Source organism: Oscillatoria nigro-viridis PCC 7112 (genome assembly GCF_000317475.1).
Lineage (GTDB): Bacteria > Cyanobacteriota > Cyanobacteriia > Cyanobacteriales > Microcoleaceae > Microcoleus > Microcoleus nigroviridis.
The window spans coordinates 7,239,050-7,260,562 of the sequence record NC_019729.1 but is presented as its reverse complement, the minus strand read 5'-3'; the positions used below and the strand labels follow the sequence as shown (position 1 = coordinate 7,260,562).

At 44.6% G+C, this 21,513-nt stretch carries 19 protein-coding genes and 1 pseudogene; 14 read left to right on the top strand and 6 right to left on the bottom strand.

The features are described 5' to 3' along the window. Positions 1 to 171: 171 nt before the first annotated feature. From OSC7112_RS36445 to OSC7112_RS30110, 3 genes and pseudogenes are all read right to left on the bottom strand, one after another. Positions 172 to 378 (bottom strand): RQC domain-containing protein, encoded by a 207-nt coding sequence (locus OSC7112_RS36445; protein WP_071884012.1) that lies wholly within the window; start codon positions 376 to 378, stop codon positions 172 to 174. Continuing rightward, a complete protein-coding gene (locus OSC7112_RS42495; RefSeq protein ID WP_071884011.1) occupies positions 356 to 565 on the bottom strand; it encodes a RecQ family zinc-binding domain-containing protein in 210 nt (69 codons plus the stop codon). Before OSC7112_RS42495 ends, OSC7112_RS36445 begins: the two co-directional genes overlap by 23 nt. Then, a pseudogene (locus OSC7112_RS30110) lies at positions 561 to 818 on the bottom strand (DEAD/DEAH box helicase); the annotation flags it as partial. The gene OSC7112_RS42495 and the pseudogene OSC7112_RS30110, both read right to left, overlap by 5 nt. Before the next feature lie 876 nt (positions 819 to 1,694). Here OSC7112_RS30110 and OSC7112_RS30105 point away from each other — a divergent pair. From OSC7112_RS30105 to OSC7112_RS30065, 9 genes are all read left to right on the top strand, one after another. Then, entirely contained in the window at positions 1,695 to 4,865 is a 3,171-nt protein-coding gene (locus OSC7112_RS30105) for a peptidase domain-containing ABC transporter (protein WP_015179460.1), read from the top strand. Between the two features lie 357 nt (positions 4,866 to 5,222). Continuing rightward, positions 5,223 to 7,025, top strand: coding sequence for a beta-barrel domain-containing protein (locus OSC7112_RS30100; protein ID WP_015179459.1), 1,803 nt, complete (start codon positions 5,223 to 5,225; stop codon positions 7,023 to 7,025). Between the two features lie 101 nt (positions 7,026 to 7,126). Then, positions 7,127 to 7,591 (top strand): HetP family heterocyst commitment protein, encoded by a 465-nt coding sequence (locus tag OSC7112_RS30095; RefSeq protein WP_015179458.1) that lies wholly within the window; start codon positions 7,127 to 7,129, stop codon positions 7,589 to 7,591. 404 nt (positions 7,592 to 7,995) lie between these two features. Beyond that, complete coding sequence (locus OSC7112_RS30090) at positions 7,996 to 8,271, top strand: hypothetical protein (protein WP_015179457.1); 276 nt, start codon at positions 7,996 to 7,998, stop codon at positions 8,269 to 8,271. A 75-nt stretch (positions 8,272 to 8,346) separates the two neighbouring features. Continuing rightward, a complete protein-coding gene (locus tag OSC7112_RS30085) occupies positions 8,347 to 8,622 on the top strand; it encodes a hypothetical protein (protein WP_015179456.1) in 276 nt (91 codons plus the stop codon). A gap of 321 nt (positions 8,623 to 8,943) precedes the next feature. Next, positions 8,944 to 9,168 carry a hypothetical protein gene (locus tag OSC7112_RS30080; RefSeq protein ID WP_015179455.1) on the top strand — a complete coding sequence of 75 codons (225 nt, stop codon included), beginning with the start codon at positions 8,944 to 8,946 and terminating at the stop codon, positions 9,166 to 9,168. Between the two features lie 61 nt (positions 9,169 to 9,229). Next, positions 9,230 to 9,556: a hypothetical protein gene (locus tag OSC7112_RS30075; RefSeq protein ID WP_015179454.1), complete on the top strand. Its 327-nt coding sequence runs from the start codon at positions 9,230 to 9,232 to the stop codon at positions 9,554 to 9,556. Positions 9,557 to 9,679: 123 nt separating this feature from the next. Continuing rightward, the gene (locus tag OSC7112_RS30070; protein ID WP_015179453.1) at positions 9,680 to 11,446 is read left to right on the top strand and encodes a GNAT family N-acetyltransferase; all 1,767 of its coding nucleotides are present in this window, start codon (positions 9,680 to 9,682) and stop codon (positions 11,444 to 11,446) included. A 45-nt stretch (positions 11,447 to 11,491) separates the two neighbouring features. Beyond that, positions 11,492 to 11,815 carry a hypothetical protein gene (locus OSC7112_RS30065; RefSeq protein ID WP_015179452.1) on the top strand — a complete coding sequence of 108 codons (324 nt, stop codon included), beginning with the start codon at positions 11,492 to 11,494 and terminating at the stop codon, positions 11,813 to 11,815. 194 nt (positions 11,816 to 12,009) lie between these two features. Here the strand turns inward: OSC7112_RS30065 and OSC7112_RS40355 are convergent, their stop codons facing one another. After that, entirely contained in the window at positions 12,010 to 12,153 is a 144-nt protein-coding gene (locus OSC7112_RS40355; protein WP_190274297.1) for a hypothetical protein, read from the bottom strand. A 537-nt stretch (positions 12,154 to 12,690) separates the two neighbouring features. On the opposite strand from OSC7112_RS40355, the gene OSC7112_RS34845 reads away from it, so the two are divergent. Further along, a complete protein-coding gene (locus OSC7112_RS34845) occupies positions 12,691 to 13,785 on the top strand; it encodes a calcium-binding protein (protein WP_015179451.1) in 1,095 nt (364 codons plus the stop codon). 76 nt (positions 13,786 to 13,861) lie between these two features. Next, positions 13,862 to 14,602: a peptidylprolyl isomerase gene (locus OSC7112_RS30055; protein WP_015179450.1), complete on the top strand. Its 741-nt coding sequence runs from the start codon at positions 13,862 to 13,864 to the stop codon at positions 14,600 to 14,602. 643 nt (positions 14,603 to 15,245) lie between these two features. Here the strand turns inward: OSC7112_RS30055 and recQ are convergent. Next, on the bottom strand, positions 15,246 to 17,441 hold the full coding sequence (recQ, locus tag OSC7112_RS30050; RefSeq protein WP_015179449.1) for a DNA helicase RecQ: 2,196 nt from the start codon (positions 17,439 to 17,441) through the stop codon (positions 15,246 to 15,248). Positions 17,442 to 17,538: 97 nt separating this feature from the next. Here recQ and OSC7112_RS30045 point away from each other — a divergent pair, with 97 nt between their 5' ends. Continuing rightward, entirely contained in the window at positions 17,539 to 17,823 is a 285-nt protein-coding gene (locus tag OSC7112_RS30045; protein ID WP_015179448.1) for a DUF427 domain-containing protein, read from the top strand. Positions 17,824 to 18,262: 439 nt separating this feature from the next. Here OSC7112_RS30045 and OSC7112_RS30040 read toward each other — a convergent pair whose 3' ends face one another. Next, positions 18,263 to 18,925, bottom strand: a complete 663-nt coding sequence (locus OSC7112_RS30040) for an L-threonylcarbamoyladenylate synthase (RefSeq protein ID WP_015179446.1) — start codon at positions 18,923 to 18,925, stop codon at positions 18,263 to 18,265. 75 nt (positions 18,926 to 19,000) lie between these two features. Between OSC7112_RS30040 and larC the strand changes: the two genes are divergently transcribed. After that, entirely contained in the window at positions 19,001 to 20,410 is a 1,410-nt protein-coding gene (gene larC / locus OSC7112_RS30035; RefSeq protein WP_015179445.1) for a nickel pincer cofactor biosynthesis protein LarC, read from the top strand. A 251-nt stretch (positions 20,411 to 20,661) separates the two neighbouring features. Next, complete coding sequence (locus OSC7112_RS30030; protein ID WP_015179444.1) at positions 20,662 to 21,225, top strand: Uma2 family endonuclease; 564 nt, start codon at positions 20,662 to 20,664, stop codon at positions 21,223 to 21,225. Positions 21,226 to 21,513: the final 288 nt, after the last annotated feature.

Genomic DNA, 21,513 nt, shown 5'->3' with positions numbered 1-21,513 from the left:
AAAGGCGTTTGGGAAGTCGCAATGAGTAACGTGCAGGCTGCTCAATTACTAGCAGTTGCCTTGATTGAGCCGAACTCAGGTGAAACGGCATGAAGTAGGGTGAACTAAACAACAGATGATACGGCTAAGATGTGCCGAAGAGTAGCCTTTCTCCCATCAATCGTCTATACTTCAGTCTTGACCAATTCCATAAGTAGAAAGTTGGTGGTGCTGGTCTTGCAAAAATTTTTGATTTTTAGAACCGCGCAGCACGTCTATAGCAATCCTCGCATCATTTGTGAATTTCTTACGGACTCCCAGCGGGTTGGGGGAGAGTTGGGGTGGGGTAAAAAATTTACGGCTCCTGCAAGGATTGCTATATAATGCGATTGATGCCACAATTTTCTTGGCACAGCGCCACGCCAGAAAGAAATTTTCTAGCCTCAATTGTCAAGTCTTCTACTGGTATTTGATGGCAAAAGTTGTCGCAATTGGCACAATTTCCTGGGAATGAATCCCCAAAATAATTTAACTGGATTGTGCAGCGGCAATCGCTGAATTCTGCTGAGTTAATTACTCGCCGCAACTGTCTGACCTTGCATCACAGCAATTAACGGCGAAACCACCACCGTCAATCCGGGTTTCAACAGTGCCGGTAATTAAAAATACAAAGACTTGGGACTGCCCGTCGGCATGACAATCATCATATCGGGTTTTTGTAAAGCAGCTTCGACAATTTCCTGCTGCCCCGGGATCAAAGAGTCATAGCCAAAAAAATGTTTGAGAAGTTGTTCCAGGGACAGCGGTACAGCAGATGTTGGCGGATTCGACCCGGACATTTGCAGTAGTTGGTTATTGGATTTTACACTATGCCATGCTTTTGGAGAACAAATACACTGAGTGCGATCGCACAAAATTCGTTAAGCAGAGAAACCGATATTTTTAATTGGGGTTTAGACCGATATAGCGCTTCTCATAAAGATGAGGTATTTACTAATTAATTAACAATTCCTCAATCCCCCAATCTAAAATCTAAAATCTAAAATCTAAAATCTAAACTTGTACCTCATCTATCTGAAAAAGGCTATAGTGATGGGTATCCATAGTGATGGGTTTGGGCTCTCACAGAAGTCACCCCCAAATGAAAGGCCGTTATCAACCGGAGAATTTTCCACTTTACTTTAATCCGTTACATACCGAGATTAGATGGTGAATTATTTGCTTTAATTGCTGCTACAAACTAACAGCAATCAATATTTCTTTACAATGTTCGGAATCTGGACTTCACAAACAAGCGTCGAAAATTGATGGTTTTTGAATCCTGAATGTAAATTTTTGCGTAGATATACGTATGCCTGGTACAACACCTGCCTAGCCCCGCTTCACAGAATCTTCACAAAAATTCCGTATAATTACGGTAAATTTATAAAGATTAGGTAAAGATTGTCCTTAAAGGTAGCCAAAACCACGATTCTGTAAGTTAAACTGGGAGCCAGCCAAAACCATACTTACGTAATCACCGCCCAATCCTGAAAGAACGCAATTTTATATATCCTAAAGGCGTTGAGGGGATGTGGTAACTAAGGGGTATTCGTCTGAGATATCGACAAACAGTTTTTAAGCCAACTAAATTGCAACTAAAAAAATAAAAATTGCTCATAACTGGGTTAGTTGTAATTCAAAAAAATTGAAACACTTTTTTTACAGGGTAAGCTATGAAAAAAAAATTAGGGGTTGAAAATTACATTTTTAAAACCCGAGAAGCCTTGGAAAATTTCCCGGCAATTCAGAATTTTTTCGAGGAAGTCGGTGCAGAACCGACATTAGTAGCGAAATTAAATACAGCCTGTGAAATTTGCGAGTTTCAGCTTGGAGATGAAATCACTCAATATCAAACATCAGATAATAGCAACAATTTCGTTGAAATAGAACAGAGCGATTCCCTACGGGATAGCTTCGCTTCACGCAATTTTTATTTAGTTTGCGAGGGAAGAGTCAGGCTGCTAGCGGTAGAAGCGTCTCAACAGCAGGAGATTTCGGCGGTGGTACTGGAAGTCGGAGCAATATTTGGCACAGATAACCTATTTATTGAAAACGTACTTCCTTACAGAGCAATTGCGGCAGGCACTTGCAAAATCGGTCGAATTGCGGCCACCACATTGGAGCTTATTTTAGAAGAATTCCCGCAACTGCAACAGCACTTGCAGCAAGAATTTCAAGAGCAACAGCGGTTAATATTTTTCAAGACGCAAACAGATTTGCGATCGCTCCCTCCCCACGAACAACAGCTTCTGTGGCCGCACTTACTGCCTTACATAGAAGAAAGCCTAATTCCTGCCGGAGTTTCCCTCGCTGAGCATTGTCAAAACTCTACCAATCATTTTTGGCTCCGCTGCGGTCAAATTCAAGGTCAAGCACCGCCAAGTCTCGGCAGTAACTGGGAACATTCAGACATAAAGAGCGACTGGATAGCGGTAACAGATCTGCTAATTTACCAGCTTAGCAGCCAACAGTGGAAAAGCGCCAAAGCCCGAATTAGTTCCGAAAGCAATTCCCGCCCTAAAATCATCCGCAAACCTCCAATTTTAAGCTTAGTAACGCCGCCCCAGGATGCGAGATCTACCTCACAAACCGAGCCATCAAAATTAACCCCAGTTGCTAAGCAAAAACCCGCAGACGGAATCATCAGCTTTCCCAAACCCAAGCAGCGGCGCTGGTTGAGCCGCAAATACCCATTCGTTCAACAACAGAGCGCAGCAGATTGTGGAGCTACTTGCTTAGCGATGATTAGCGAATATTGGGGTAAAAAATTCAGCCTAAATTACTTGCGCGAATTGGCAGAAATCGGTCGCAGCGGCGCGTCGCTCAAGAGTCTGGCAAAAGCAGCGGAAAGGATGGGATTTCAAACCCGTCCCGTGCGAGCTTCTTTAACTCCGCTGCGAAATCAAAATCCCTGGATTGCTCACTGGCAAGGCAATCACTACGTGGCAGTTTACCGCTTTAAAAATCAACAGGTTTTAGTTGCCGATCCGGCGGCAGGCAAGCGGTGGATGAGCATTAAAAATTTTACCGAAAATTGGACTGGGTACGCCCTAATTTTAGACCCGACAGCGGAACTATACCGCAATCACACTGCCGAACATCAAGGCATCAAAGTTAAAGATTTTGTTGGCATAGTCTGGCCCTACCGCGCTGCGATCGCCCAAATTCTGCTCCTCTCCTTGTTGCTCCAAATATTTGGTTTAGTTACTCCCCTATTTACCCAAGTAATTCTCGACCAAGTGGTGGTCAGCAAAAGCATAGTAACTCTGCACGTTTTTGCGATCGGACTGCTGCTGTTTAGTGTTTGGCGAACGCTGTTGGGTGCAACGAGACAGTATTTGCTGGATTATTTGTCGAACCGCATTGACGTGACTTTAATTAGCGGCTTTATCAGTCACGCTCTCAGTTTGCCGATCGAGTTTTTTGAATCTCGTCAGGTGGGCGATATCTTGACGCGGGTTCAGGAGAATCAAAAAATTCAGGCATTTTTAACTCGCCAAGCTATTACGGCTTGGTTGGATGCTTTGATGGCTGTAGTTTACATCGGACTGATGGTTTACTATAACTGGCGTCTGGCGTTGTTGGTGCTGGCGTTGATTCCGCCGATCGTGATTTTGACTTTAGTGGCAACTCCCTTTCTGCGAAAATTGTCCCGGGAGATTTTTACCGAAAGTGCCAAGCAAAATTCATCTTTGGTGGAAATGATTACTGGGGTGGCGACGGTTAAGGCAACTGCTGCTGAGCGAGAAATGCGCTGGCGCTGGGAAGACCAATTAACTTGCATGATTAATGCTAAATTTCGCGGGCAGAAGTTGGCTAATTCTTTGCAGGTGATCGGGGGTGGGATTAATACTTTGGGGAGCACGGCTTTGCTGTGGTACGGGGCAATGCTGGTGATTCAAGACCAGTTGACGATCGGTCAATTTGTGGCTTTTAATATGATGATTGGGAGCGTGATTTCTCCTGTGCTTTCAGTGGTGGGACTTTGGGACGAGTTTCAAGAAGTGCTGGTTTCGATCGAGCGTTTGGATGATGTATTCTCTGCCCAACCGGAAGAAAGCCCTTACAAGCCAATGCTGGTGCTGCCTCGCATTCAGGGAAACGTCAAGTTTGACAATGTTTCTTTCCGTTATTCTCAGGATGAGGAACGCAATACGCTGCAAAATCTTTCCTTTGAGGTGCAAGCTGGAGAAACTGTGGCAATTGTCGGCCGCAGCGGTTCCGGTAAGAGCACTTTGGTCAAGCTGCTGCAAGGTTTCTATTATCCAGAAAAGGGGCGGCTGACAATTGACGGCCACGATATTCGGCACATTTCTTTGCAGTCGCTGCGAGTTCAGTTGGGTGTTGTTCCTCAAGATTGTTTCTTGTTTTCGGGAACGATTTTGGAAAATATTACGCTGTATAAAAACGGAAACGATGCGGCTTCTGCAACCTTGGAACAGGCGATAGAAGTGGCGAAGCTAGCAGAAGCTCACGCTTTTATTCAAGATATGCCGCTGGGTTATCAAACTCCTGTGGGGGAAAGGGGAACGAGTTTGTCTGGGGGCCAGCGACAACGAATTGCGATCGCCCGCGCTCTTTTGGGCGATCCGCGAATTTTGGTTTTGGATGAAGCAACTTCTTCCCTGGATACCGAATCTGAGCGCAGGTTTCAGCAAAATCTCGCCCGCATTAGCCGCGATCGCACTGCGTTTATTATCGCTCATCGGTTGTCTACGGTGCGTAATGCCGATCGCATTTTGGTTCTAGACAAAGGCATTTTAGCCGAACAAGGCAACCACGACGAATTGATGGCTGAACGCGGACTTTACTATCACCTCGCTCAGCAACAACTCGATATTTAAGTCATTAGTCATCGATCATTAGTCATTGGTCATCGATCATTGGTCATTAGTCATTGGTCATTAGTCATTAGTCATTGGTCATTAGTCATTGGTCATTGGTCATTAGTCATTGGTCATTAGTCATTGGTCATTGGTCATTAGCAACCAACACAAGGCTAAAGATATAGCCTTTCTCAAAAAGTGAAATATGCCCTATGCCCTATGCCCACGGAGGCCTATGCCCTATGCCCAGTCGTACCTCATATGAGAGCTCAAAAGGCTATAGTTTTCAATTACTCCTGACTTCTGACTTCTGACTGATAGCTCCTAAAAACTGCAAACTGCCAACAGTCAACAGACTAATTTGGAGGAAATACAATGTTTTCAGAAGATGCCAAAGAATTAGGCCACGCTCCTAACGAAATAGGTGAAGTCTATGGGGGCGTAGCTTCTAGGCAAGAAAACGAAACCCGACAAAAAGACCGCTCTTTAGAAGTTGTAGAATCTCAAAATCGCTCTTCTCAAACTAATAACGGTATCAATATTGCCAACTTCCGGCAGCCTGATGCTAATAATTGGTCTACTTCTTTGCACTCGGTACTCGACCAGCCATCAGTATCTTTCCCCCAGCGGCTGATATTAGGAGGAATGGTTTTTTTCGTAGCTTTTGGAGCGTGGGCAACGTTGGGAAAAATCGATCAAGTCGGTCACGCTCAGGGCAAATTAGTTCCCAAAGGTGCTGTTTACAAAATTCACCCGACGGACACGGGAAAAATTATTAACCTTCCTATCAAAGAAGGTCAAAAAATCAAAGCTGGACAATTATTGGCCGAATTAGACCCGTCGAATGCCCAGAGCGAGGTGGAGCGTCTTGAGAAAATTCTGGGCGCCGATCGAATTCAATTGATGCAAGAGATGAGTTCGATCGAGAGAACTCGACTGGAAGTTGAAGCGAGCCAAGCTATTGCTGCTGCTGACCAGCGGGGGGCTGAAGCTGCGATCGCCCGCGCTCGCGCTTCAGCCGCCACCACGCAGTCTCAAATCGAGCAATTGCAAGCAGATTTAGTGTCTCAGCAAGCGCGCAAGCAACAGCTCAAACCTCTGGAAAAGAATGTGCAAGACTTGCTCTCGCAACTGAAAACAGATATTAATTCCCAGCAAGGGCGGCGCGAGCAGGTGAAACCTTTGCAACGCAAGACTCAAGAATTGCTGGTGCAATTGCAAGCAAAAGTAGCGGCTCACAAAGAGCGGATCGCGCGTCTCAAACCTTTGGTAGATGAGGGAGCGCTGTCAAAAGACGTATTGTTTGAAGCTGAGGAAGCTCTGCGAGAAAGTGAAAATGCGGTGATTAGAAGCCAGTTGGGCGAGAAAACTCAGGCTGACGATCGCGCCTTTGAAGTCGAGCAAACCGTTCGCGACAGGCAAAGTGCTGCCATCAGGGGTCAACTGTCTGATGCAACTGGGGTTAAGGAAAGGTTGTTTGAAGTCGAGCAAAATTTACGCGATCGAACTAGCGCCATTTCTAAAGCCCAAGGTGAATTAGCCGAACAACTGGCAGAAGTCGATCGACTGCAAGCCGAAGCCGCCAGCAAACAAGCCGCAGCGCGCCAAATGCAGTTAGAAAAAGAGCAAAAAATTCAGCAGTTGGAAATGGAATTAAATCAACTCAAATCCAAAATTGCCGAAACCCAAACCCTGCTCGATCAAGCAAAAAATAAGCTCAAACAAAGATTTCTCTACGCACCCGTCAGCGGAGTGATTTCCGCACTCAACATTTACAACATCGGCGAAGTAGTTCAACCGGGTCAAACTATTGCAGAAATGACTCCGAATCATGCTCCGCTAGTGCTGGAAGTCAGTTTGCCGAACCGAGAAGCGGGATTTGTCAAAACCGGAATGCCGGTGCAAGTCAAATTCGATGCTTTTCCCTATCAAAATTACGGCGTGATTCAGGGAAAAGTTTTATCTATTTCACCGGATGCCAAAACAGACGAGCGATTGGGTGTTTTTTACCGGGTGGAAGTGAGTATCGATCGAGACTCAGTGAAAGCCAAAAATCAAACCTGGAAACTCAAAGCTGGCCAAACAGCTACTGCGGAAATAGTCATTCGCCAGCGCAGCATAGCCGACATTTTGCTTGACCCTCTCAAGCAGCTACAAAAGGGCGGCATGAGTTTGTAGAAATTAGTCATTAGTCAACTGTCAACAGCCAACAGTCAACTGTCAACAGCCAACAGCCAACAGTCCACAGTCTACCAATTTACACAAAACAGGATAAAATAATGAATTCCCAATTTCACCATTCTGCCAATCATTCCCAAGTTGGAATCAAACCCGAACAATTGGATGAGATAATTGCAGCGATTCTGGCAGGAAAGTATTCTTGGGCTTGTTTTTTACTTTTGCGGTGCACCGGTTACAACCCCCTCGACTATATCCCTTACCGTACTTCCAACCGCTTGCTTAAGGAAAACAGTCAAATCAGCAAGTCGAGTAAATCGGAAACTAAGCCTGCATTGGGGAAAATTGCGGATTTAGATTATGTGGAAGTGGTGAGGGAAAAACGAGCCGGAGTTCGAGGGGGTGGTGCAATTGAGATTGGTAGCGATTTGCACTCGGATACCGCAGGTTTTGTAGCTGAAGTCGCAGGCGCAGGTTCAAATATCTTGGCGCCGGGAGTTGATGTTCACAATCAAGGATTTTTTGCGGGATTTAAGACGCGCTGGTTTAATTGGGCGGGTAAGTAATTTAGTCGAGCGATCGACAACCCGATTGCGGGCGTTGGGTGTACCAGTTTTTTGGTTGACTCACCGCGGGCGATCGGGTTTTTCAGTATCGAAAATCCGCGCTTTCAATAAATCTGCCAAAATGGCAACCTTAGCCAAATTAATTACTTTATACTCAGAAACCCGATTTTAGCTATTGTGGATTTATACTGCTTTGCGATCCAAGCTAATACAGTTATTCCTCTGTTTTGGCAATGCCCGTCCTGCTCAAGTTGATTGAGTAGCCTACATTTTTCGTCTTCAGTCCCTGTCAAAATTAATCTGCCAAAATGGCAACACAGGTCTGATTCTCCTAGCTATATTAATTACATAACAACCCAAGGTTGCTTCCAGCAGCCAACTCACAAATAAAAAGGAAAAAACCAATGATTATTTCTGACCTGAATTACTTGGAAACCGCTGAAACTTCTGCTGTTGTTGGTGGTATCTTTTTCGGCAAACTAGACTCCGATGTTGATGCCAGCCTCAATGTTAAGGAACGCTTTGACGTGCAGAAGATTTACAAGCAGTATGTTGACGTTAAGGGCAATCTAGCGACAGCTCAATCTGAAGCTTTTGGGAAAAATACCTCCACCCAAATCTTTACTACTGTTGTAGAAGGTAAGTATTCGGCTTCTACTGGATTTTCGGCTGCTAGCTAGCAGATAAATCCAATTCATACAGAACAACCCAAGGTTGCTTCCAGCAGCCAACTCACAAACAAAAAGGAAAAACCAATGATTATTTCTGACCTGAATTACTTGGAAACCGCTGAAACTTCTGCTGTTGTTGGTGGTATCTTTTTCGGCCAACTAGACTCCGATGTTGATGCCAAACTCAATGTTAAGGAACGCTTTGACGTGCAGAAGATTTACAAGCAGTATGTTGACGTTAAGGGCAATCTAGCGACAGCTCAATCTGAAGCTTTTGGGAAAAATACCTCCACCCAAATCTTTACTACTGTTGTAGAAGGTAAGTATTCGGCCTCCACTGGATTTTCGGCTGCTAGCTAGCAGATAACTCCAATTCATCAAGTCACTTGGTAATTGGAATAAGTAGGTCGGCAGAAACAATTTCAACTATTTAGTAGTAGGGCTTCAGAGCTCAAGCCCTACTAATAACTTAATACAGAGACTTGAGGTTTCCTTAGATAGTTGGGTTGATTCTGACCGCCTTACTTAGATGATTTACGTAGTTGATTAATTTGCTTTAAAACAAGTGATTAACTACTGACGAAATCTTGTTTTAAATGGAGCCGTAGGCAATTACCATCTACGACTCACAAATTTAGGATTCATCCAATTTTATAATCAACAAAAATCGGTGTTAAACTCATGACTGACTATAAAGTTGTTGTCAAACGCATAGTCTCACCCGATGGTAAAGTTATTGCTGAGGCGAAAAGCGTAGTCGAAGCATCTGGCGACGATCGAGGTGAAATTAGTCAAAGCGTTTCTGTAAATGTTTCATCTGCTAATAGCTCCAGCAGTTACGCCAAATCGAGTTCTAGTAGTTCTTCTTCATCTAGTTTTAGCAGCACTTCATCAACATCTGGTTGAGCTAATAGATATTCAATAGAATCATGAATTTAGTCTGCTAAAAACTTATCGTGATACTGCCATGAAATATTGCTTAATCATCTCTGACTTAAGTTATTTAGAACCCATTAACGAAAGCGAAAGCACAGTTGTAGTAGGCGGTGGCAATGTTTACGCTGATACATTCGCCACAACAACAGCGGGTCCTGGATATGCGGTCGCTGTTGCAGGTGGAGTTGCCATTGGTAATCAAACTTATACAAATACTGTAACCAACACAACGGTTAAAGACTTCGGTAGTCTTGAGTATAGTAGAGCCAATGCAACAGCCACAGCCTATGCAAGGACTGGAAACCAAACTGCTTCATCTACAATTCGCAGCACTTCAATTTCATTTTTTGGGCGTTAATAGTCTCACCCGATAGGAAGACGATCGATACTGCTGGGTTTCAGACATTCTTTCAGGAGGGTTAGGGAGGTTCTGGTCTTAACCGACAAGTATGGGGAATATAATGGGTGAGGACAAAATTATATGCAGATTGACAAAATTGAGAATTTTGAAACATTTAAGAAAATCAGAGAAAATTGGGATTCTGTATACGAATCAGATCCTCATGCTCAGTTTTTCCTCTCCTGGGTTTGGCTATCTAGATGGTTGCAGATGGTGTATGATCCGTGGTTCGTATTAGCTGCAAAACGAGATACCCACGATTCATCCTATGTGGCTTTTTTTCCTCTAAAAACTTTATTGACCCACCAGGATGGAGGCGGCTTTGAAACTGAAATCTGCATGGCAGGAAATAGCATGGCAGATTACACAGGACTTATTTGCCTGCCTGGTTATGAAGAAGAGGTAATTCCTGCTTTTGCTGCTTACATCCAGCAAAAGTTAGTATGGTCTAGTTTCAATGTAAAAAGTATTCTAGAAACAGATACACGGATGTCTCTCTTCTTGAGTAATTTCTCTGGCGATAGTTTTGAACTCAGTCAACTCCGCATTCAAAGTGTGAATGGAGAAGATCCCGATATTTATCTGGCTCCTTATGTTTCATTACCAGATGACTGGGAGCAATATCTGCAAAACTACGTCGGTGTCAATACTCGTCAAAAAATCAGACGATTTTTAAGGAAAGTTGACAGCTCTGATGAGTTTTATATCACCCACGTTGACGCAGACAATTTGGAATCTCATATTGAGATACTACTCAAATTATGGGAGTCGAGATGGAAAAAGCAAAAAGGGGATACCTTTGAGGTAATCATGGGTTACAATCGCCTTATTTTACGTCATTGTTTTGAAAATAACTGTCTGTATCTTTCGGTTCTGTGGAAAGGAGACAGACCTTTAGGGGCGATCGCTAACTTTGTTGATTTTCAGCAAAAATCCATGCTATTTGTGATTACAGGTCGCGATCAAACCTTTAAAAATCCTCCACCTGGGCTTATCCTCCATGCTGATGCAATCAGATACGCGATTCAAAATGGATTTAAAGTGTACGACTTTTTAATGGGCAATGAGGAATATAAGTATTCTTTTGGAGCTAAAGATCGGCACATTCAGCATATCGTAGTCAAAGACAAGAATCGCGAGAACAGACAAGAGGATGTTAGGGATCTTCTTCCTTTAGCACTTCAGCTCGCTGTTCGAGATCATCGATTGAACCGACTCACCAAAGCTGAGCAGGGATATCACCAGATTCTGGAAGCTCAATCAAATCACCCAGAGGCACTCTATGGACTGGGGGTGTTGATGAGGCAAAAAGGCGAGTACCAAACGGCCGAAAATTTACTGAAAAACCTGCTTCAGGTGCAGCCAAATTCTATCAAGGCTCTATTTGGTTTGGGGAATTTATATCAAACTCAAGATCGGTTATCCGACGCGATAGAAGCCTATCATCAAGTCTTAGCTCTACAGCCTGATGCGATCGCCGCATACAATAACCTTGGCTATGCTCTACAGCAGCAAGGCAAATGGGAAGATGCGATCGCCTACTATCAAAAAGCACTAGAACTAAAGCCTGATTTCGTGGAAGCTGAGGTTAACTTCGCCAATGCACTTCATGCTCAGGGAAAGCTCTCCTTGGAGAAACAGGCTCATTACGCGGCAATGAACAATGATTTAGGCTCCAAATGCAAACAGGCAGGCGATTTGAAAACAGCGATCGCCTACTATCGCCAGTCCCTCTCTATGAAACCAGATTTAGCAGAGGCTCACTATAATTTGGATCTGGTGCTGCAAGAACAAGGTGAACATCAAACCGCAACTATCTGCGATCAAAAAACTCCCATGCCAGCCTAGTAGTCCCCCAAGTTACTTTTGATTAGTTTAAAAACAAGGAGCATTATGTTGATATCTGATTTGTCCTACCTCGAAAATGTTTCAGAAAACGACTTGATTTTAGGTGGTGCTGCATTGGGATTGGATGCCTTTTCATCAGTGGACAGCGGAAACACTTTGACTGCTACAGACATTATTTTGAGAAACCAAGGTCAAGTTACGAAAGCAACGGGTACAGGAACAGCTATAGCGATTGGCACCGATCCTCTAGCTGGTGTTGATGTTTACTACGCAGGCTTTGATAAAGTCAAAGTAAAAATTAAATCTGGATCGGGAGCAAACTATGCTTATGAAACTGTTACTGTAAAGGCGATGGACTTGCCACACTAACTTTCAGGGCTTGTAGTAAGGGCTTAAGCCCTTTTTAGCTTTTAATTATTGACCGCTACGTCAGGGGTACGAGCGGGTTTCAGCCGAGGAAAAAGCCGATCGCCCTAACTCGCTGAATGCCAATTCTAATTACTTCCGCATCATGGCAGGTGCAGGGCGATCGCGATCGCCCTGCACCTGCCATGACTCCGCATCTATTCGACCGCGATCGTATTCAAATCGGCCAAATCCGTCGCCTTCCAGGCTGATGCAAGCCCCTCCAACCGCCCTGCCAAGTCCCCTCCCATCCGCTCAACCACAGTCATCAAACTGCGGCCAAACCCCGCTCTGTCAATCACAATTCAGGAACGGGAGCAGCGGTGTGTCGATCGGCCCTCAACACCAGCAAGCGCGCGCCCGGATACAAAGAGTGTAAAAATTGAAAACTTGCGTAAGTCTGATAATTTCAAACAAATCTGCCAAATTGGCAACATACCTCTAATTAGTCCAGATATATTTAGGTAAATCGAAATAAAACACGGTTTTTGCTCATCTTTAGCAGTCCGCCCTCATATTTTTTGAGTACGGGCGAGTGCAAGGAAGGTGCAGTTTAAATTTATACAAGTCTTTTGAGAGTGATGGTGATGGCTAAATCAAATGCGATTGGCAATCAGTACCGATAGCCAAAATTAATATTGGTAACAGTTTTGTCCCGTCCTATTTTCGGGATGCACCAAGGTTCATTTATTAATGATATTTCAGTCTTTAGTCTGAAGTCAAAAGCACTTGTTTCACACTCTTTAAAATCCTACATTGACATTCATTGAGATTCGCAATGTCGGCGATCGTGCAAGTGATTTTCGTCTTTACATACAGGTAAAAGGAGATAAATCGCGATGCCTCCATTAGATTCATTAGCTCCTGAGCTCTTAAATAATATTGTTGGAAACAGCAATAGTTTAAACACTTTGAATTCGTTGGCTAATGACCCTGGTGCTGACAGCAGCAGCAGTTCCAGCACATCTAGTGCCTTCGTAAATGAAAGTGGTGCCGGCAGTACCAGCAGCGCAACAGCTACTACTCCTACAGAAACCATTACCAGCACTCAGACAGCCTATACTCCGGGAGCTACTTCTGGCAGTGCAGAAGCAACCGCTGCTACAGGCGCTCCACCAACAACTAACATCACAACTAACATCGCAACACCAGCGCCCGCACCAGCGCCAACACCCTCAAATAATGAGAATGCGATCGGTACGGGTGGTGGTGACAGCAGCGCGATCGCTTCTAATCCCACAGATAACAATAACAGCAATAATTCGATCGCACTTCCCAATGAGAATACCAACAACAGCAATGCTGACACAACCCCGCCTCCAGAAATGGTCGCCCCAGAAAACTATCCTGGGGCATTAACTATCAGCTACGACAGCAACGGCGAGGGATATTGGCTCGGCACCAGCGACAGCGATGTGATTATTTGCGGTAGCAGGAGCGATCGAATTTTTGCAGGAAGCGGCAACGATATTGTCACAGGTAACAGAGGTGAGGATGCGATCGATGGAGGCGATGGAAACGACACTTTGCGGGGAGGAAAAGGTCAAGATTGGCTCAGTGGCGGCAACGGCGACGATTTTCTTTGCGGCGACTTCGGCAGCGATACATTGATTGGAGGTAGCGGCGCTGATACCTTTGCCTTTAGACCCGAAACAGAGAGTGCAGCAGCTAATCCATTGTTAGCAGATCGAGTCGTTGATTTCAATCCCGCTGAAGGCGATAAAATTGGGCTGATAGGGGGACTTTCGGTAACAGACTTGACACTCGTCGCGTTTGATACTGACGGTGACGGTACGGCAGACGCGACTCTGGTCAAGTTTAGTTCAAATAATGGCGATCGAATTTTAGCTGTTGTTTTGGGAACAGTCAACGCAGCGGGAGCAACAACTTTGAGCAATGCTGATTTTATTAGTTTGCCAAATGACATCTTGTAGCTAACCGTTAACCCCAACTACCCCGCAGGAAGCGTCGGGGAATGAAGTTAATAAAGTTATATAATTTGAGAGAAAGATGAAGGACTTTTACGGGCCATTGATAGAAGCAAGTGAAATCATCGAACTACTCAGACAACAGCAGCAAATAAAGACATTTAGTCAAAAGGTTTTGCAGAAAAAAGTTATTGAGAAAGCCGCCCGGGAACGGGGGTTAACTGTGACTCCCGAAGAAATTCAAGCAGAGGGCGACCAACTCCGCCGCGAGAAGCGGTTGGAGAAAGCGGCGGATACGATTGCTTGGCTGGTCGATCAGATGATTTCCGTAGAAGATTTAGAGGCCGGAATTTGCGATCGGCTCCTCCGCCAAAAACTAGCAGAACACTTGTTTAGCAAAGAAGTAGAAAAAACCTTTTTTCAAAACAAATTGCAATTCGACCAAATAATTCTTTATCAAATAGTTGTTGCCAACCCCCAGCTTGCTCAGGAACTATTTTATCAAATTCAAGAAGGAGAAATCAGCTTTTTTGATGCCGCTCATCTTTACGATATTGACGAAAATCGCCGGCATTTATGCGGTTGCCAAGGCAAGGTTTATCGGTGGGGTTTAAAACCAGACATAGCCGTCGCCGTATTTAGCGCTAAACCCGGAGAAGTAATTCGTCCAATTGAAACAGAGCTAGGATATCACTTGTTCCTGGTTGAAAAGTTTCTCCCGGCGGAATTAACCCCTGAACGGTATCAAGAAATATTGCACAATCTGTTTAACGAATGGTTGGCTAACGAAGTAAACTATTTATTGTACAATACTAAAGTATAGAAACTTAATTTATCGCCATCAAAAACCCATTATATAGAGCAATCCTAAATGAGTTGTAAAATTTTTACCCCACCCCAACCCTCCCCAAGGCATCGGGGAGGGAGTAAGAAATTCACAAATGATTTAGGATTGCTATATAATTTTGCCACAACCACATACAACGCTAAAATTTAGGGTGCTTCTGGCTACACAGAGAGACTTAATATCGTTTCCAACTGCATCAATATTATTCACTCCTTGGGGCGGGGCATGAGTGTAAATAGTCTCATGCTTGTGGATTTAAATATTGCGCCCTCTCAGGCCCCCTATTACTTACCTAAAAAGTGGTTGGATGAGGTACTTATAGCTCAATAATGTTCAGTTAAAAAGTAATTGATCGCCCTCGCAACTGCGCGAAGCATAGCGAACAATGAGACGCTTAGCCAACCCAAGCTTACTGACTTATAGCACTTTAAAAATTACTTTTAAAATTTGAGCTTTGCCAACCCCATATACGCCAGCTAGCAAAGCCAAATGGAAAAAATATATCGGTTAAAAACGCCACTTTAATATATTATCCAAAACCTACTTGTTTAATTCTCATTTTTCCCTCCTATCTATTAATTATCTGCGTCCATCAGCGTTCATCAGCATACATCTGCGGTTAAAAACCGACATAATTTTGCCGCCACCAAGCGCGCACAAACTTAATCTCCTCAAACGTATAACGTTCTTCCAAAAACTCATAAATGGCTCTCAGTTTTTCATCTCCCATAACTTCAATAGCGTACACTATCGCCTGCTGGCGTTCCGATTCAACCAACAAATTTATATCAACTTCCCTGCCCATTTCCATCAATTCTATCAGATGCCCAGAAATAGTATTAGGACTCATACCCCGCGCATTGGCTATTCCTTGAACTGTCAAACCTTGTCGGTATAATTCCCAGGTTTGCATCTGCGAATAAGACGCAACGTTAGAAAGATTGGGAAGATTAGCGACATCAGAAGATGCACCACCAGTTGGCAATCCTTGTTCTTGGCAAAAACTGCGAATTGCCTCCAAGAAAACCTTGCCGTACTTATCTCGCTTGTTGCTACCAACCCCGTAAACTTCCTCGAATTCTCTGAGATTTTGCGGGCGTTTTTCTGCCATATCTCGCAAGCTTTTATCGGCAAAAACTACGTAAGGTGGCACAAATTGTTCGTCGGCAATTTGTTTGCGTAGCGTCCGCAGTATGGTAAATAAAGCTTCTACTTCTACTGCCAAAGACCGAACTTTTCCTTGTACTTCCCGCTGGGGTTCAATGGCGATTTCAACGGTGCGCTGACGTTTCATAATTTCCCAACTTTTTTCATTCAGTTTCAAAATGGGAAAGCCGTCTGTTTTTTCGTCTAAAAAACCTTGATTTAACAGCGAACGACTCAATTTTTTCCAATCTTCGGCACTTCTATCTTTGCCAATTCCGTAAGTAGAAAGTTTGTGGTGCTGGTATTGCAATATTTTTTGATTTTTTGAACCGCGCAGCACGTCAATAATGTGATTCATGCCGAATTTTTCTTGGCATCGGGCGACGCAAGAAAGAAATTTCATTGCCTCAATCGTCCAATCTTCTACTGGTTTTTGGTTGCAACAGTTATCGCAAGTACCGCAGTTTCCGGGGAATGAATCGCCAAAATAACTTAACTGGATTGTGCGGCGGCAATCGGTGGATTCTGCATAGTTGATTACTCGACGCAACTGTTGGCGGGCAATTCGCTGTTCTTGCGGATCGGGTTTTTGCTCGATGATGTAGTCGATCATTTTGACATCGCCGTAGCCGAAAAATAAGCTGCAATGGGCGGGTTCGTTGTCTCGGCCTGCGCGGCCGGATTCTTGATAGTATCCTTCGAGATTCTTGGGTAAGTCGTAGTGAATTACAAACCGCACGTCGGGTTTGTTGATGCCCATACCGAAGGCTATTGTGGCTACCATTACTTGCACGTCGTCGCGAATGAAGCGGGTTTGATTGGTGGCGCGATCGACATCGTTCATGCCGGCATGGTATGGTAAAGCTGCGATGCCACTTTGCTGCAATTTGTAAGCTACTTCTTCAACTTTTTTGCGGCTGAGACAGTAGATTATTCCCGAACCGCCTTTTTTTTGGATAATTTGCAAAACTTCGGCAAAACTGTGTTTGGTTTTGGGGCGAACTTCGTAGTATAAATTGGGGCGGTTGAAGCTGGCGACGTGGATGTAGGGATTTCGCAGAGTTAGCTGCTGGATGATGTCTTGGCGGACGCGCTCGGTGGCGGTGGCGGTTAGTGCCATAATGGGAATGTCGGGATATCGATCGCGCACTCGCTGCATTTGCCTGTATTCTGGTCGAAAGTCGTGTCCCCATTCCGAAACGCAGTGGGCTTCGTCGATCGCAAATGCCGAAATTCCTAACTTATTTGCTACTATATCTAAAAATGGTAAAAATCTCTCACCGAGCAAGCGTTCGGGTGCAACATAAAGCAATTTAATCTTACCTTCGAGAATCGCAGTTTCGCGCGATCGGGTTTCCTGAGTGCTCAAAGTGCTGTTGAGAAAAGTCGCCCCAATTCCATTATCCTGCAAAGCTTCCACCTGGTCTTGCATCAAAGCAATTAACGGCGAAACAACCACAGTCAATCCCGGTTTCAACAGTGCCGGTAATTGAAAACACAAAGACTTGCCACCGCCCGTCGGCATGACTATCATCATATCCCGTTTTTGTAAAGCAGCTTCGACAATTTCCTGCTGCCCCGGGCGGAAAGAGTCATAGCCAAAAAAATGTTTGAGTGCTTGTTCCAGGGACAGCGGCACAGAAGATATTGGCGGATTAGACGCTGACATTTGCAGTAGTTGGTTGTTGGCTTCTCAACTATTCTATGCCTTTTGAGCACAAATACAGTTACAATAATTGAGAATCTCAATTTAAGCAGAGAAACTGATGCCGAAAGCAATTTGGAATGGTGCCGTTTTGGCCGAGAGCGACAAGTGCGAAATCGTAGAAAACAACTATTATTTCCCCCCGGATGCCATCAAACGCGAGTTTTTCAAGGACAGCAGCACTCACACTACTTGCGGTTGGAAAGGTGTCGCTAGTTACTACAGTGTCGAAGTGGACGGACAAGTTAATAAAGATGCTGCTTGGTACTATCCTACTCCCAAAGATGCTGCTAAAAATATTGCGGGATATATTGCTTTTTGGAAAGGAGTTAAGGTAGAGGCTTAGGTTTTTTCCGCAGGTTTGTTAGCTGGCGATTCCGACAGGCCGCCAGGGAATTAATTCCCTGGCTCATAGCTGAAGTCGTCTTAAGACGACTGTGGAAATTAGGGAGGAATAACATATAGCCTTTCTCGGAAAGATGAGGTACTCTCGGCCTCTCGGCCTCCGTGGGAATAGGGCATAGGGAATAGGGCATAGGGCATACCTCACTTTTTTGAGAACCGCTGTAAGTTGCGATGAGTTCAAATAAAAATAATATCTAATATCTACTGATAGCGATTGCTCCTCTGATAATTGTCAATCCTTTAAAATATAGGATAGAGCTTAATTAAATTCAATACCATAACCGCTATATTTAACAGTCCTCTTTGAGAGGACTTTCGCTATGAGACGGGGGTTTTGAACCCCCGGCGGACTGTTGGAGAAGCGAAAGCATCCTCAAATTTTAATTTTCCCAAGCGGTGGCAGCTTCCCATCCCAAACCGCGACGAACAACAATCGGTTCGCTTTCTGTTAAATCGAGAATGGTAGAAACTTGATATCCCGGATCGGAACCGTCATCGACAATGACATCTACTAACTTTGACAAACAGTCAAAAAGTTCAGCTTTGCCAAAGCTTTCTGCTTTTGCTGCCGACACCGGTGCTGCACCTTCATCGTCAGTGGTAATGTGAGCGGAAGTTGAAATAATCGGATTTCCCAAGGATTCCAACAGTGTAAAACAAAGCCGCTGGTCGGGAACGCGAATTCCCGTAGTTTTCCGTTTTGGGTTCATTACCAACCGCGGCACTAATTTGGTAGCTGGCAGCAAAAATGTGTAAGGCCCGGGAATTAATCGCTTGATAATTCTGTATGCTTCATCAGTGACGACAGCATACTCTGCGATATTTGACAGAGAAGAACACAGGAACGTTAAAGGCTTATCATTGGATAGTTGCTTGATCTGCCTGACTCGTTCTACGGCAGATTTGGAGTTGAGATCGCAGCCGATCGCGTAAACTGTATCTGTCGGATAAAGCATCACTGCCCCATCTTTCAGAGCTTTTGTAATCTTCTCGATCCGGTCTTTTTGCGGTGCAACTGGATGCACTTCGTAAATAGTTGCCATGTTAAGCTATTGCAGGCTAAGTGGGCGATCGAAATATCGAATGAAACAATCAATGCTGAAAATTAATTGTTAATAATGAATAAAATAGCTTATTTTGACTGTCCCACCGGCATTGCTGGCGATATGTGCATCGGAGCTCTCCTCCACGCCGGCGTTCCTTTAGACTACCTAATCGAAAAACTCAATTTGCTCGGCATTTCGACAGAGTACCAGTTGCGGACGGAATTAGTCCACCGGAATACTCAACAAGCAACTAAATTTTATGTAGATTTAGCTGCGGATTTGTGGTTAAAACCAGAAAATTCCGCTACACAACTCGATCCCTCGGAAACGGAATCCCCGACTTTTGACGCCCGCCACCACCACCATCACGGGGAAGAACATTCTCACAGTCACGGCGAAGCAGATGCCGAAATTAACCACACTCATCACCGCCATTTGCCAGAAATCAAGCAGATTATCGTCTCTGCAAAATTGCCTCCGCGCGTGGAAGCCTGGAGTTTGGCCGTATTTGGCAAATTAGCAGAGGCAGAAGGTGCCGTACACGGTATCTCCGCAAGCGAGGTTCACTTTCACGAGGTGGGGGCGACGGATGCAATTATTGATATTGTCGGTACTTGTTTGGGTTTGGATTGGTTGGATATTGACGAATTTTACTTTTCGGCGATGCCGACTGGTGGCGGTACGGTGAAGGCGGCCCACGGTAAGTTAGCGGTGCCGACGCCGGCGGTGATGCGGTTGTGGGAAACGCACCGAGTGCCGGTTTACAGCAACGGGATCGATCGCGAATTGTGCACTCCTACGGGAACTGCGATCGCCTGTACTCTCGCCGCTGGTTTCGGCCCGCCACCGCCGATGCAAATTCAGGCGATCGGTTTGGGTGCAGGTTCTCGAATGCTGGCAATTCCTAATATTTTGCGCCTCTGGATTGGGGAGAAGTCAGAAGGGGAGAGGGGGAGAGTGGGAGAGTGGGAGAGTGGGAGAAAGACGGCTACTAATTCCCCATTCCCGATGCCCGATGCCCAATGCCCAATGCCCAATTCCATAGAAACTATTACGGTACTGGAAACGCAAATTGATGATTTGAGTCCGCAGGCGATCGGCTATGTTTTTGATGCTTTGTTTGCCGCCGGAGCTCTGGATGTTTTTACTGCGCCAATTGTGATGAAAAAGTCGCGGCTGGGGGTTTTGTTAACTGCGATTTGTCATCCCGAATTTGAGGATGCTTGCGAAGCAGTTATCTTTCGCGAGACAACTACTTTGGGAATTAGGCGATCGACTCAACAGAGAACTATTTTGCACCGGGAAATCCAGACTGTTCAAACAGAATACGGCGAAGTCAAGATCAAAGTTGCGAAGTCTGGACAAACGATTGTTAATGTACAGCCGGAATACGAAGATTGCGCGGAAATTGCCCGACTTAAAAATATTAGCTGGCGGGAAGTTCACCGCTTGGCGCTGCACAGTTGGTACGATCGCCCTTAATCAATTACAGTGACTTACCAGAGGAATTTAGTCCCTGACGGGCTGACAATCGGTCAGATCCAGCAGGCTTGAGGAATATCTAAATCAGAGCAATCAAAACCTCTGATATCATCTCCGGTCGATGACCTCTAATACGGTAGGGGCGGGTTCACGAAAAATATCTGCCAATAATTGACAATATCAAAAACCCGCCCTTTTAATCGCTTTTTCTTCAAGCTATTATAGAAACATACTTGATTCCCGATCGCATTATGGTTGCCTTACCCGATCGCCCATCGATGAGTGCAGAAGAATACCTGGCTTGGGAACCCACCCAAGAGGAACGCTACGAGTATTGGGATGGCGAAGTAGTCGCCATAGGAGGCGAAACCCGCAATCACAATCGAATTACCATAAACTTTTTCAAGCTATTAGACGATCGCCTTAATCTCCCCTACGAAATTTACATTATAGATGTAAAAGTTCAAGTGCAACCAGGAAAAAACTATTTTTATCCTGATGTTGTAGTAACTTGCGACGAGCATGATAACGATCCGCAATTAGTGCAATTTCCTGCCTTAATTATCGAAGTTTTATCGCCTTCCACAGAAGCAGCAGATCGCGGCATTAAATTTGCTAAATACCGCCAATTTTCAACACTGCAAGAGTATGTCTTGGTGCAAGTTGAACAGCCCGGAGTAGAGATATTTCGGCGCAATCAACAGGGGCAATGGGTTCTCTCCGAGTATGGTTTGGGCGATTCCTTGCAACTTGAATCGGTGAATCTAGAAATTGCGATCGCCGATTTATATCGCCAAGTACAATTTTCTGAATAATTTTGCTGTCAAAGGATTTGATATTAATTATGCTAGCGATTTTTTTAAGTATTGGAACGAATCGCGAAGACGATAAGAGCGCGAAGAAAGAACAGTATCTTATTCTTTCTCTTTCTTCGCTTCCGCGTGCCTCGCGGTTCATTTAATCTTACTCCAGATTCGTAAAAACCCGGTTTTTGGGCCCCGATGCGTAAGTCCAATTTAAACTGAGATGTTGCACCATGCTCAATAAACTTTTTATGAACAGGCTTTCCGGCCTGTTCCACAAAAAAATTTACTCTTTGTGGA

Coding starts and splice junctions, on each gene's coding strand:
- OSC7112_RS30030 (WP_015179444.1), top strand. CDS start 20,662: ATGGTTGCCTTACCCGATCGCCCATCGATGAGTGCAGAAGAATACCTG.
- recQ (WP_015179449.1), bottom strand. CDS start 17,441: ATGTCAGCGTCTAATCCGCCAATATCTTCTGTGCCGCTGTCCCTGGAA.
- OSC7112_RS30075 (WP_015179454.1), top strand. CDS start 9,230: ATGAAATATTGCTTAATCATCTCTGACTTAAGTTATTTAGAACCCATT.
- OSC7112_RS30085 (WP_015179456.1), top strand. CDS start 8,347: ATGATTATTTCTGACCTGAATTACTTGGAAACCGCTGAAACTTCTGCT.
- OSC7112_RS30040 (WP_015179446.1), bottom strand. CDS start 18,925: ATGGCAACTATTTACGAAGTGCATCCAGTTGCACCGCAAAAAGACCGG.
- OSC7112_RS30100 (WP_015179459.1), top strand. CDS start 5,223: ATGTTTTCAGAAGATGCCAAAGAATTAGGCCACGCTCCTAACGAAATA.
- OSC7112_RS34845 (WP_015179451.1), top strand. CDS start 12,691: ATGCCTCCATTAGATTCATTAGCTCCTGAGCTCTTAAATAATATTGTT.
- OSC7112_RS30080 (WP_015179455.1), top strand. CDS start 8,944: ATGACTGACTATAAAGTTGTTGTCAAACGCATAGTCTCACCCGATGGT.
- OSC7112_RS30090 (WP_015179457.1), top strand. CDS start 7,996: ATGATTATTTCTGACCTGAATTACTTGGAAACCGCTGAAACTTCTGCT.
- larC (WP_015179445.1), top strand. CDS start 19,001: ATGAATAAAATAGCTTATTTTGACTGTCCCACCGGCATTGCTGGCGAT.
- OSC7112_RS30095 (WP_015179458.1), top strand. CDS start 7,127: ATGAATTCCCAATTTCACCATTCTGCCAATCATTCCCAAGTTGGAATC.
- OSC7112_RS30070 (WP_015179453.1), top strand. CDS start 9,680: ATGCAGATTGACAAAATTGAGAATTTTGAAACATTTAAGAAAATCAGA.
- OSC7112_RS30045 (WP_015179448.1), top strand. CDS start 17,539: ATGCCGAAAGCAATTTGGAATGGTGCCGTTTTGGCCGAGAGCGACAAG.
- OSC7112_RS30105 (WP_015179460.1), top strand. CDS start 1,695: ATGAAAAAAAAATTAGGGGTTGAAAATTACATTTTTAAAACCCGAGAA.
- OSC7112_RS30065 (WP_015179452.1), top strand. CDS start 11,492: ATGTTGATATCTGATTTGTCCTACCTCGAAAATGTTTCAGAAAACGAC.
- OSC7112_RS30055 (WP_015179450.1), top strand. CDS start 13,862: ATGAAGGACTTTTACGGGCCATTGATAGAAGCAAGTGAAATCATCGAA.